This window comes from Duganella sp. CF402, assembly GCF_900109645.1.
Taxonomy (GTDB): domain Bacteria; phylum Pseudomonadota; class Gammaproteobacteria; order Burkholderiales; family Burkholderiaceae_D; genus Rugamonas.
In genome coordinates, this window is sequence record NZ_FOBG01000001.1 from 773,385 (window position 1) to 785,661 (window position 12,277).

General features: G+C 68.3%; 10 protein-coding genes. All 10 read right to left on the minus strand.

All coding sequences use genetic code 11. The features are described from left to right. Positions 1–72: 72 nt before the first annotated feature. The 10 genes from BMZ70_RS03570 to BMZ70_RS03615 all read right to left on the minus strand — a co-directional run bounded on the left by BMZ70_RS03570 (position 73) and on the right by BMZ70_RS03615 (position 12,277). Entirely contained in the window at positions 73–987 is a 915-nt protein-coding gene (locus BMZ70_RS03570; RefSeq protein ID WP_092270009.1) for a diguanylate cyclase domain-containing protein, read from the minus strand. After that, entirely contained in the window at positions 984–5,534 is a 4,551-nt protein-coding gene (locus tag BMZ70_RS03575; RefSeq protein WP_092270012.1) for a response regulator, read from the minus strand. Before BMZ70_RS03575 ends, BMZ70_RS03570 begins: the two co-directional genes overlap by 4 nt. Before the next feature lie 18 nt (positions 5,535–5,552). Next, positions 5,553–6,632 carry a phosphotransferase gene (locus tag BMZ70_RS03580; RefSeq protein ID WP_092270015.1) on the minus strand — a complete coding sequence of 360 codons (1,080 nt, stop codon included), beginning with the start codon at positions 6,630–6,632 and terminating at the stop codon, positions 5,553–5,555. Positions 6,633–6,700: 68 nt separating this feature from the next. Beyond that, entirely contained in the window at positions 6,701–7,264 is a 564-nt protein-coding gene (locus tag BMZ70_RS03585; protein ID WP_092270018.1) for a prepilin-type N-terminal cleavage/methylation domain-containing protein, read from the minus strand. Positions 7,265–7,306: 42 nt separating this feature from the next. Further along, the gene (locus BMZ70_RS03590; RefSeq protein WP_092270020.1) at positions 7,307–8,032 is read right to left on the minus strand and encodes a hypothetical protein; all 726 of its coding nucleotides are present in this window, start codon (positions 8,030–8,032) and stop codon (positions 7,307–7,309) included. 8 nt (positions 8,033–8,040) lie between these two features. After that, on the minus strand, positions 8,041–8,808 hold the full coding sequence (locus BMZ70_RS03595; protein WP_092270024.1) for an ABC transporter permease: 768 nt from the start codon (positions 8,806–8,808) through the stop codon (positions 8,041–8,043). Then, positions 8,805–9,518 (minus strand): type II secretion system protein, encoded by a 714-nt coding sequence (locus tag BMZ70_RS03600; protein WP_092270027.1) that lies wholly within the window; start codon positions 9,516–9,518, stop codon positions 8,805–8,807. The genes BMZ70_RS03595 and BMZ70_RS03600 overlap by 4 nt, the downstream gene beginning before the upstream one ends. Then, positions 9,508–10,014 carry a hypothetical protein gene (locus BMZ70_RS28265; protein ID WP_165403531.1) on the minus strand — a complete coding sequence of 169 codons (507 nt, stop codon included), beginning with the start codon at positions 10,012–10,014 and terminating at the stop codon, positions 9,508–9,510. The genes BMZ70_RS03600 and BMZ70_RS28265 overlap by 11 nt, the downstream gene beginning before the upstream one ends. After that, on the minus strand, positions 10,011–10,706 hold the full coding sequence (locus BMZ70_RS03610; RefSeq protein ID WP_092270032.1) for a hypothetical protein: 696 nt from the start codon (positions 10,704–10,706) through the stop codon (positions 10,011–10,013). Before BMZ70_RS03610 ends, BMZ70_RS28265 begins: the two co-directional genes overlap by 4 nt. Continuing rightward, positions 10,703–12,277 (minus strand): hypothetical protein, encoded by a 1,575-nt coding sequence (locus BMZ70_RS03615; protein WP_092270035.1) that lies wholly within the window; start codon positions 12,275–12,277, stop codon positions 10,703–10,705. The genes BMZ70_RS03610 and BMZ70_RS03615 overlap by 4 nt, the downstream gene beginning before the upstream one ends.

The window sequence follows — 12,277 nt, forward strand, 5'->3', positions numbered from 1 at the left end:
ATATGAGCGTGCTTTGATATTTCGCAATCGTCATTCACGCGTGTCCAAATGACAGAGCTGACCCTGAATTGTTTACAGGCAATAGCGGTTGCGGCCGGTTTGTTTGGCGCGGTAGAGGTTGGCGTCGGCGGTGCGGATGATGGGGTTGGGATCGGTGCTGTCGGGCGTCGGTAGCAGGGTCGCCAGGCCCATGCTCAGGGTCACTTGCGGCGTGGTCGGCGAGGCCGCGTGCGGCAAGGCCAGCTTGCGCACTTCGTCCAGGATGCGGTTGGCCACCACTTCCGTGCCCTCGGCGCCTTCCTGCGGCAGCAGCAGGATGAATTCTTCGCCGCCGTAGCGCGCCAGCAGGTCTTGCGGTCGGGCCGCGCAACGCTTCATGGCCGCGCTGACTTGTTGCAGGCAGGTATCGCCGGCCTGGTGGCCGTAGTGGTCGTTGTAAAGCTTGAAATGGTCGATGTCGATCATGATCACCGACAGCGGCAGCTGCGCCCGCGCGCAGCGGCGCCACTCGGCGTCCACGGTGTCGTTGAAGTTGCGGCGGTTGGCCACGCCGGTCAGGCCGTCCGTCATGCTCAGCTCGCGCATGGCGTCGGCCTGGCGCTTGATGGTCAGCTGGCTGCGCACCCGCGCCCGCACCACCGCCACGTTGAACGGCTTGCTGATGAAGTCCACCGCGCCGCCTTCCAGCGCCCGCGTTTCGTCCTCCGGCTGGCTCAGCGCGGTGACGAAGATCACCGGGATGTCTTGCAGTCGCGGCGAACCGCGCAGGGCCGCCACCACGGCGTAACCATCCATGCCGGGCATGACGGCATCCAGCAGGATCAGGTCCGGTTGTTGGTCAAGCGCGATTTGCAGCGCCTGCTCGCCGTCCAGCGCGAACAGCACTTCGTGCTCGTCGCGCAGCGCGTGGTGCAGGATCTGGATGTTTTCCATTGCATCATCCACCACCAGAATGCGTCCATTCCGGGCCAGATCGGTCCAGCTCATGCACTTTCCTTTCGCTGCAGCATTTCTTCCACCATCTGGCGCGCAACCTTGAAGTTGAGGGTTTCCACTGCCTCGCCGAGCGCTTGCGCTTGCCCGGCCGAGGCCAGCGCCGGACGCAGGGCCCGGAAATGTTCTAGTGCTTTCAGGTTGTTATTTTGAAGCAAACTTTGTAACTCCGCCAGTTTTTGCTCGAGGTCCGGTGTTTCGGTGTTGCTCGCTGGCATGTCCTGGCGTGGCGCGGCCAGGCCGCGCGCGGTGCGGGTGACCAGTTCCAGCGCCTGTTGCAGCCGGTTGAGGGCGGCCGGCAGCGCCAGCGTATCGGCCGCCGGGTCGTGCAGCACGGCTTCGGCGTCGGCGGTCAGGCGCGCCACGTCGGCCGCGCCGAGGTTGGCCGCCACGCCGCGCAGCTTGTGCAGCGCTTGGCCGGCCTGCTGGCGCTGGCCGGCGGACAGCAGGGCGCGCACCTCGGTGACGGCGCCGCCCTGCGATTGCTCGAAACGCTTGAGCAGACCGGTCAGGGCGTCCTGGTTGCCGCCCAGCCGGCCCAGCGCGGCCTCGACGTCGATGCCCGGCAGCGGCGACAGCGGCGGCATCAGGCTGGCGGCCGGCGGCGCTGCGGCCGGGCGCGCCGGCACCGGCGCCACCATGTCGCGCGAGGCGCCGCGGATGGTCACCAGCCGGGTCAGCACGGCGATCAGTTCTTCGACGTCGATCGGCTTGGCCACATGGGCGTTCATGCCGGCCTCGGCCGCACGGCGGCGGTCGTCTTCCAGCACGTTGGCGGTCATGGCGATGATCGGCAGGGTCAGCAAGCCCAGGTTGCGGATTTCGCGGGTGGCGTCGTAACCGTTCATGACCGGCATTTGCACGTCCATCAGCACCACGTCGTAGCGCTCGGGCGCGGCGCTCAGCAGCTCCACCGCCAACTTGCCGTTGGCCGCTACTTCCACCGTGGCGCCCGCGTGCAGCAGCATGTACTGCGCCACCTCCTGGTTGATTTCATTGTCTTCCACCAGCAGGATGCGCATGTCGGCCAGCCGTCCATACAGGGGCGAGTGCTCTACTTGGGGCAGCACGGCGGCCGTGGCCTGGTCGCCGGCCAGCAGCGCGCTGACCCGTTCCAGCAGCCGCGCCGGGCTGACCGGCTTGGCCAGCACGCCGGCCAGCCCCAGCGCCGCCGATTGCTGGCCCAGCGTGACGGCCAGGTGTTCGGAGGTCATCATCAGCACCGGCGGCAGTGCGAGGCCCTCCGGCAGTTGCAGCAGCAGGGCCGGGCCGTCGGTGCCCGGCATGTCGCGGTCCAGCAACAGCAAGTCGTAGTGGCGTTCCTGCAGCAGGGACAGGGCCTGGGCTGCGCCGGCCGCGCATGCCATCTGCCAGCCGAAGCTGCTCCCGGCCGCGTGCAGCGCTTGCCGCACGCTGGCGTTGTCGTCCACCACCAGCACCGACAGCGCCTTGCCGGCCGCCGCCGGCGCCGCCTCGGCCGCCTCGGTGCATTCAAGCGGGCAGGCAAACAGGAATTCGGCGCCGCGTCCCGGCGCGCTGGTGAGGCTGATGGCGCCGCCCATCATGTCGGCCAGCTGGCGGCAAATCGCCAGCCCCAGCCCGGCGCCGCCGAATTGGCGGCTGGTGCCGCTGTCGACCTGCGAGAAGGCGTCGAAGATGCCGGCCTGCTGCTCGGGCGCGATGCCGATGCCGGTGTCGCGCACCACGAATTCCACCAGCAGCGCGCGGTCGCCCGGCCGGGCCGTGCCGCTGGCGCGACGCACCGTCAGCACCACCTCGCCTTGCGCGGTGAATTTGATGGCGTTGCTGACCAGGTTGAGCAGCACCTGCTGCAGCCGCATCGGGTCGCCCGCCAGCCCGGTCGGCATGGCCGGGTCGATGTCGTACACCAGCTCCACGCCCTTGTCGGCGGCGCTGCCGCTCAGCATGACGCTGATGCTGTCCAGAATATGCTGCAGGTTGAAGTTGGCGTGTTCCAGCACCAGCTGGCCGGCTTCCACCCGCGAGAAGTCGAGGACATCGTTCACCAGGCTGAGCAGGGACTGGGTGGCGAACTGGATCTTGTGCAGGTAGCCGCGCTCGCGCGGCGCCAGCGGCGCTTCTTCCAGCAGCCGTGCCAGGCCGATGATGGCGTTCATCGGGGTGCGGATTTCGTGGCTCATATTGGCCAGGAATTCGCTCTTGGCGCGGCTGGCCGCCTCGGCGCGGTCGCGCGCCACCACCAGTTCTTCGTTCACTTCCTGCAGGTGCAATTCGGTTTCCTTGAGCTCGGTCACATCAGAGACTAGCATAAAGAAACCCTTCACGGCACCGCGCTCGTCGATATCGGGAATGTAGTTGATCCAGGTGTGGCTGGTCTCGCCCGACGGCCATTCCAGCTTGCCGGCAAAGCCCTGCGCCTCGCCCGCCAGCGCGGCCTGGATATACGGCAGGCGCTCCTCGTATTGTGCCTGGCCCACCACCTCCAGCATGTGGGCGCCGATGGCCTGCTCCTCGCTGACGCCATGCCAGTCGAGGAAGTAGCGGTTGCCGAAGCGGCAGTGCAGCGCGGCGTCCCAGTAGGCCACCTTGCCGGGCAGGTTGTCGGTCACAGTGCGCACGAAGTGCTCGCTGGCGGCCAGGCGCTCGGCGGTGGCGCGCAGCTGCTCCTTGTCTTGCTTGCGCTCGGTGATATCGAGCGAGATGCCCAGCACGTGCGTGGCCGCGCCGTGCTCGTCGCGCAGCGCCACCTTGCGCGTGGTCAGGTAGCGCGTGCCGCTGGCGGTGACCAGCGGTTCTTCCAGGATCTCGGTCACCGCACCAGGCGCGCTGGCCAGCACGCGCAGGTCGTCGGCCCTGAAGCGGTCGGCTGCGTCGGCCGGCACCAGGTCGTGGTCGGTCTTGCCGACGATGTGCTCGGCGCTGGTGCCCAGCATCTGCGCGCCGTAGCGGTTGAAGATCTCGACGCGCAGGTCGCCGGCGCGTTTCAGGAACACCATCGCCGGCATGTTGTCCAGTACCGAGCTGAGCAGATGGCGCGAGCGCAGCAGCTCGGCTTCCACCCGCTTGTGCGCGGTCACGTCCAGCAGCAGGCCGGTGATGCCGATGATCTGGCCGTCGGTGCCGAACTGCGGGTAGTAGCTGACCACCCAGTGACGCAGCTCGTCGGGCGAGGAGGCCGGATAGCCGCTGCGCTCGATGCCGGTCAGCGGCTTGCCGCTTGCCAGCACGATGCGGTAATCCTCGAGCACGCTGTTGCGCACGGTATGGTCCGGGATCATGTCGCCGATGTGGCGGCCGAGGTGGGCCACCACCTTCTGCTGGTTGAGCGCGGCCAGGTAGTCGTTGATGCGCAGCACCCGCAGCTCGGCGTCGACGTAGCTCAGGCCCACCGGCGCGGTGGCGTACAGGGTTTCCAGCTGCGAACGGTTTTTTTCCAGCTGGCTGGTGCGTTCGGCCACCAGGCTTTCCAGTTCCTGGCTGTGGCGCAGCAAGTCGCCCTCCAGCGCGCCCAGCGCGTGGGCCACCATGTCGGCTTCGTGGAAGGTGGTTTCCGGCATGGCGAACGGCTTGCCGCTGGCCAGCGCCTGCGCCGGGCCGACCAGTTCGCGCACCGAGCGCGCGATACGCCCGCCCACCGACCACGCCAGCGAGAAGCCGGCCGCCAGCACCGCCAGCATGGTCAGCGCGATCAGCGCCACCGCTTCCAGCAAGTGCTGGCTGGCCTTGGCCTGCGGCGTGGCGATCGCCACCACGGCGCCGCTGACCGGCGCCCGGCTCAGGCCCATGTAGACCGCAGTGCCTGCGGCGTCGTCGGTTTCCAGCAGCGTTTCCTGCTGCTTGAGCAGGTGGTCGCGCAGCGCCGGATCGGCCGCATGGCCGAGCAGCAGGCGCGGGCCGCCGTTCTGGGCGATGACGTTGCCGTCCAGGTCGAACAGGGTCATGGCCTGGTCGGCGCTGATATGTTCATCCTTGAGGATGCGCGCCAGCCGGTCCGGCTTGAGCAGCGCGGTCAGGGCATAGGCCACGCGGCTCTCGAGGAACACCGGCACGTCGATGGCCAGCAGCGCGCTGCCTTCCACCACCACCACCGACATGTGCGGCCGGCCATTGCCGAACAGCGGCGCCAGCCGGCGCGCGTTGTTGACCGGGTTGAGGGTGTCCGGCAGCGGCGCGCCGAGGTTGAGCGCGGCTCTGCCGCCGGGTTCGCTGAGGATGAATTGCGAGGCCGGGAATTGCGGACTGAGCAGGGCGCCGGCCTGCAGCCGCAGCGCGGCGAGGTCGCCGGTGCGCAGGCTGGGCGAGGAGGCCAGCACGATCGCCGCGCCTTCGCTTTGCACCAGGTCGCGGTCGATGGCGGCGGCCACCGCGCGCGCGGCCTGCTGCGTGTCCTCCTTGAGGTTGTTGCGCGCGCTGCTGTAGAACTGGATGACCAGCGCGCCGAATCCGATCACCGTCGGCAGCGCGCAGGCCAGTACCAGCAGGGCGATCTGCGAGCGGATGGAGGGCAGCGATTTGCGGGCGGTCTCGGTCACCTCCCGATAGTAGCCGAGGCCGCGCATTTCATAAAGCGGTTTTGTTCAGATGGCCTTGCCGCGTGCGTAGGCCCAGCCCAGTTCGGCCATCGGCTTTGCCATCCGGCCCGATTCGAGCGCCTGGGCGCTGGCAGCGGTGCCGTCGACGTAGCGCTTCATGATGCCTTGCATGATGCTCGCCAGGCGGAACATATTGAATGCCAAATAGAAATTGAAATCGGCCAGCTGGATGGTCTTGCCGGTGCGCTCGGCGTAGCGCGCGATGTATTGCTGCTGCGACGGGATGCCCAGCGCCGCCAGGTCCAGTCCGCCGATGCCGCGGAACTTGCCCGGCTCGATGTGCCAGCTCATGCAGTGGTACGAGAAGTCGGCAAACGGGTGGCCCAGGGTCGACAGTTCCCAGTCGAGCACCGCCAGGATGCGCGGCTCGGTCGGGTGGAACAGCAGGTTGTCGAGACGGAAGTCGCCGTGCACGATGGCAGTGTCTTCGCCGGGCGGGATGTGGGCCGGCAGCCAGGCGATCAGCTGGTCCATCGCCTCGATGGTCTCGGTTTGCGAGGCCTGGTACTGCTTGCTCCAGCGCTCGATCTGGCGCGCGAAATAGTTGCCCGGCTTGCCGTAGTCCGCCAGGCCGATGGCGGTGTAGTCGACCGTGTGCAGCTGCGCCATCACGCGGTTCATTTCATCGTAGATGGCGGCGCGCTCGGCCGGCGTCATGCCGGGCAGGGCCTGGTCCCACAGCACCCGGCCCTCGACGAACTCCATCACGTAGAAGGCGCGGCCGATCACCGATTCGTCGGTGCACAGCGCGTACTGGCGGGCGGCAGGGAAGCCATGTTTTTGCAGCGCGTCCATGACGCGGTACTCGCGCTCGATGGCGTGCGCCGACGGCAGCAGCTTGGCGGCCGGCGCCGGCTTGGTGCGCAGGACGTAATGTTGCACATGCGGCTGGCCGGTGACGGTCAGTTTGAAGGTGGGGTTGGACTGGCCGCCCTTGAACTGCTCGACCGTCAGTTCGCCTTGCGGGTAGCCCTCGACGTGCTGGCGCAGGTAGGCGTCCAGCGCCGCCAGGTCGAACTGGTGGCGCGCCGATACGGCCTTGGTGCCGATGAATTCTTCAAACATGCTGTCTCCTGCTGTTGTAGGTGTGACAGCTATTCTAAACGAATAAAAGTACGGGCGTGCTTTTAATTTCAGAAGAACAGGGCGGTGCGCTGGATCACGCTGCCGTTGTTGGTGTAGGCGCCGGTGGCGCGCACCGAGCCGGTGTTGTATTTGCCGTCGTCGAGCTTGCTGTCGACCTGTTCGGCGAACGAGTCCGGCAGGTTGTCGAGGCGCACGCCGTTGCCGCCGCGTCCGGCCACCACGTCGTTGTAGATGTAGACCGCGCCGCCCTGGGCGCTGGTCATGAAGTCGGTGGTGCCGTTGAACGAGCCGGTGATGAAGCCGGACAGCGCCAGGTGCTGCGGCGCCAGCAGGTATTCGCCGATCTGGCCGTCGCCGTTGCCGTTGCCGGTGGCGCCCGGCGCGTGGGTGGTGCCTTGCACGTCGTCGCCGGGCAGGGCGCGGAATTTGTCCTGGTAGGCGTTGACCGCCGCCGTCAGCGAGGTCGATTGCTGGATGATGTTCTTAACGCGGGCGCTGTCGATCAGGCCCTGGCCTTTCAGCACGCCGCCCAGCAGCAGGCCGATGATGACCAGTACGATGGCGATTTCAACCAGGGTGAAGCCTTGTTGGCGGGCGGTGATGGGGCGCATGGGAGATCCTTTCATTGTTATCTGGGTAGTATAGCAAGCAGCTCAGGGCTGCTTCAATCGATCTGATCGATCTGATCGATCTAAGCGATCTAAGCGGTCGGACAGGAATTGCAGTTCGTGCGGGTCGGTAATCTGGCCGCTGCGCAGCAGGCCGCCGATCAGGGCGCGTGCGGCGTCGCGTTCGTTCATGTCTTCGGCGATGAAGATTTCCAGCTCGCGCGCCCAGGCCGGGACGCCGGGGCCGGTGGCGTGCAGGCGGATCGCTTCGGCGTAGCGGCGCGCCAGCGGCAGGTCGTGCAGGCGGTGCCTGGCCACCAGCGCCGCATGGGCCAGCCACGGCCAACGGCGGTCGGGGTCTTCGAGGTAGTTGGCGTAGACGAAGTCCAGCATCCGGCGCGCGCGCGCCGGGTCGGTGACGGCGCCGTACACCTCGCTGGCGGCCAGCAGCGGGTACTGGCCGCGCGGATCGAGGTCGAGCACGCGCTGCAGCCAGGCGGCGACTTTGCTGTAATCGAGATCGCGCCAGGCGATGCTGATGCCGGCCTGGTCGTCGTAGCCTTGCACGTACAGCATGGCGGCCTTGGACAGCGCGACCGGGTCGCCCAGCGCGGCCAGCCGCAGCGTCGCCAGCGCCGGCGCCGGCGGCAAGTCCTGCGCCCGCGCCCGCGCCGGCGGACGGCTGGCTTGCCAGCCGATTTGCACCATCAGCGCGAGCAGCACCGCCAGCAGCACGCTGCGCGGAGCGGGGCGGATGGCGGATGGCTGCATGGCGGGCCTCAGATATTCTTGCGGTGCAGGTCGAACAGCGCGGCGGCGCTCATCAACGCCACGTAGATCGCAGTTTGCGCGGCGATGCCGGCCAGCTCGCCGCTGCCGCCGCTGTGGTACACCAGCCAGTCGCTGCGGGTGAACTGGTCGAGGTGCGGCAGCAGCAGCGCCAGGCCGTCGATGCCGGTGTTGAGCGCTTGCTGGCTGGCGCTCTGCACGCTGGCGGCGCCGTGGCCCAGCAGCTGCAAGGCGGCAATCACGCGCGCCAGCAGGTAGAAGGCAAACGCCGCCGCCAGCGCCGGCAGCACCTGGTTCAGGGTCAGCATGCACAGCACGCTGAACGCCGCCACGATCCAGCATTCGCACAGCAGCGAGAATGCCCACAGCGCGGCCTGCGCCGGCGGCGCGAAGAACAATCCCAGCGCGCCGAAGCACAGCGCCGGCAGCAGCGCCAGCGCGCCGAAGCCGGCCAGCTTGCCGAACAGGTAGACGGCGCGCGGCATCGGCAAGGCCATCAGCAATTCCAGTCCCTTGTCATTGGCCTCGCGCGCCATGCTGGTGACCACGAAGGTGGCGATCAGGAACACCGCCGCCAGCCGCAGCACCGCGCCCAGCAAGGCCGCCTGCAGTTGCCGGCTCTCGGTCAGCGCCAGTTCATTGAGGAAGCCGCTCATGCCGACCGCGCCGGCCGCTATCAGCAGCAACAGCCACAGCAGCCGGTTGCGCAAGGCTTCCAGCAGCGTGTAGCGGGCGATGGTGAGGGCCGGCCGCATCATGGCAGGCGCTGCGCCGCCACCATGCGGTTGTACAGGATGTTGGGCGAGATCCAGACCACGATATCGTCAAACGTGCCGCCGGGGCTGCGCGGGTCGTCGCTCGGATCGCGCGCGATCAGCGCGGTGCCGGAGCTTTGCAAATTGGTTTTCTCGTCGAGGTTGCCGGCGCCGGCGTCGGCCACCACGGTGTTCTGGTCGCCGGTCGCGCCATAGCCGTTGTGGCCGAACGAAATCAGCGCGGCCGGGATGTCGTTGACGGCGGTGGCCGGCGCCAGCTGGCCGTCGCGCCCACGGGTGGCGATGGTGATGTCGCGGCTGGTGCGCAGCGAGAACAGCGTGGTCGAATCGGCAAACTCCGGCGTGACCGTGTAGCCCATCAAGCGGTTCCAGCCGTCCAGCCGGCTCACGCCCAGCGTGGCCCACGGCAGGTAGCCGTAGCGCTTGTTGCAGTTGTTGTTGCTGCGGTCTTCCAGCCCGTTGCTGGCCGAGATGGCCGGGCAAGGCAGGTAGCCGTTGCGCAGCGCGAAGCCGAACAGCGCTTCGCGCGCCTCGTCCATGACGCGCCGGGTGTCGCTCACGCGGCGCTGCTCCAGCTGCGTCGACAGCGGCGCGACTATCCCGCCGATCATCAGGCCGACGATCACCAGCGCGATGGCGATCTCCACCAGCGTGAAGCCGGATGGGCGGCGGTACACAAACTTAGGGTTCATTGACATCCTTGATGCGGCCGGTATTCAGGTCATAGCGCTGGCCCGGCTTGAGTTTGATTTTTTTCCCGGACGGCATGGTGACGGTCACGCCAGAGGCGGCGGCTTGCAGGCCCGGCTGCGGCACGCCGTTCAGCCACACCACGCTGCGGTTGCTGTTGCTGCTGCGCAGTATGCCGGTCATGGTGACTGCGGGCGGCGGCGGTGGCGGCGCTGCGGGGGCGCCGCCGGGGACCGGGCTGACCTGGCCGGGCAGCAGTTCCTCGAACACCGGTGCGGCGCCGGGCGCCGGGGCGCCGCCGGGCATGCCGGGCGCGGGCGGCTGGCCCTGGGAGTTGGGCAGCAACGCGTTGCGGCTGCCGCGCGCGGCGTCCATCGTGGCGCGTTCGGCCGGCGTGGCGAACAGCCGGCCCAGCGTCACTTGCGCCGGCGCCGGCGCGGCCGGCAGCAGCAGCGCCAGCGCCGACAGGCAAGGCAGCAGCGAGGCGGCGCGCATCATGATTTGCCTTTCGGCGGCATGGCCACGGCCAGTGCGCGCGTTTTCGGCGCGCTGCCGAGGGTGATCCAGTTCAGCGTGCAGTCGGCGCCCAGGGTCGAGGCGCCCGGCGTGCCGGCCGCCACACCCAGCCGCTTGAGCGAGCAGTCCTGCACCGCCACGTAGCCGCGCTCGCGCAACTCCTGCAGGAAGTTGAACAGGTCCAGCTCGTGCAGCAGTTCCATGTGCAGGTGCATGCGGCTGCCGCGCAGCTGGTAGTCGCCGAGGTCGAGCGGCGCCTCCAGCGTCACCACCTGCTGCGCTTCGATTTCGTAGCTGAGCGGCGGCAGCTTGAGCTGGTCCTGGACCTGGCGGATCGCGTCCAGCCAGGCCAGCCGCTGCTCGTCGCCGACCAGGCCGCGCTGGCGCAGCTCGACGAAGCGATGCTGGAAGTTGCGGATGTCGCGCTTTTCATTGTCGACCTGGGCGTAGCGCGAATAGGCGGCGTCGCGCTTGCGCTGCGCATTCTCGGCCCCTTGCGCCGCTTCCTGCAGCTTGATGTAGCTGAGCCATACGCCGACCAGCGCCACCACGATCGCGCCGATCAGGGTCAGCACGGCGGTGCGCAGCAGCGCGAACTCGGTGATCCAGTACGGCAAGGGCACGCTGGCGGCGGGTTTTTTCTTGGCGGCGGCGGAGGTCGGATTCGGGCTCATGGCTTCCACACCAGGTTCAGGGTGAATTTGGCGCGGCCGGCCGCCACGGCTTGCGGCCCGGCCTTGCCGGCCAGCTTGACCGTGGGGCGGGTGTCGACCGGCGGCTTGTCGATTTCCACCGTCAGGCGCGGGTGCCTGGCCAGCGCCTGGGCGAACTGGGTCATGCTGTTGACCGCGCTCCGGTAGTCATCCTGGGCGCCGTCGATTTCCGCTTCCAGCAGCAGCACTTGCGGCGCGCGGCCCGGGATCCCGGCCACCAGCGAGGAAATCGGCGCGGCCGCGTTGTCCTCCTGGCCGGGCGCCGGCGCGTTGGCGGCCGGCAGGCTGACTTTCCAGTCCAGCTGCAGCAGGCGGATCTCCGGCGTGGCTTCCAGCGCCTTGCTGATGACGGTGGCCATGCCCAGCGGCGTGGCCGATTGCGTGGCCAGCATGCGCTCGACGGTGACCGCCGCCCGCATATTGGCGGTGCTGGTCACGCGCGGCGGCATTTCGGCCATCAGGCTGCGGTAGCGGGTGTCGAGCTGCGTGGCTTCCGCCGCCAGCCGCTTGCTGTCGTTGTCGGCGCCGATTTGCTGCCACAGGTTGCTGCCGGTGATGGCGGCGCTGATGATGACGATGGCGGCGCTCAGGCCATACAGGTTGACGCGCGCACGCCACATCTTGAAGTAGCGCTGCCAGTCGCCCAGCGTGTAGTGGGTGTCCGGCTTGCGGCGCGCGAGGAAGGCCAGCAGCATCGGCTCGGCCACTTGCGCGGCCCGTTGTTCGACCTGGTCGTCGCCGGTTTTCAGGCCGACGCGGGCCGCCACCGATTCCAGCGACAGCAGCTGGAATTCGGTTTCCGGGCCGTCTTCGCACTGCGCGTCCAGCGCCTCGGTCTCGGCGGCCGGGGCCAGCACCACGGTCTGCAGCACGCTGCCGCGCCCGAGCAGGCGCTGGCTGGTCAGGAATTGCTGGGTCTTGCGGGTTTCGGCGCCGACGTCGGTGGGGTTGCCGTCGCGGTCGATGGCCGGGGTCAGGCGCGAAAACTTCAGCATGCCGTTCTGGAAGTAGCTCTGGCGCCAGCCGGCCGACTGCTGGGTCACCAGCAGCAGGTGTTCGTCGCGCAGCTTGAGCTTGTGTGCCAGGTCTTCGCTGAGCAGGGTGGTCGAGTACAGGCCGGCCAGCGGAATCTGCAGCCGTTCCAGCGCCTCCACCCACGGCTGCACCGAGGACGGATTGGTCAGCGCCGACAGCAGCACGATATCGTCGCGCCGGCCTTCGCTGTCGCGGCCCTGCACCTCGTGGTGGCGGAACGGCGTTTCGCGGTATTGCTGCAGCAGGCGGCGCTGCAGCAGCTGGCGCGCGGCGCGGCCGCGCACGTGTGGCAGGTTGACGCGCTGGAAGTCTTCCTCGATCAGGTCGGCCAGCAGGTACACCGGCGCGGCGCGCGCGTGGCTGTCGACATAGTCCATGAAATCGTCGATGCCGGCGCGGGTGTTGGCAAAGCTGACGCCGCCGCTCAGGCGGCCGCCCTGCCACAGGTAGGCGCACAGCTGGTCGGCGGTCAGGTAGAAGAGATGTTTGCTGAACAC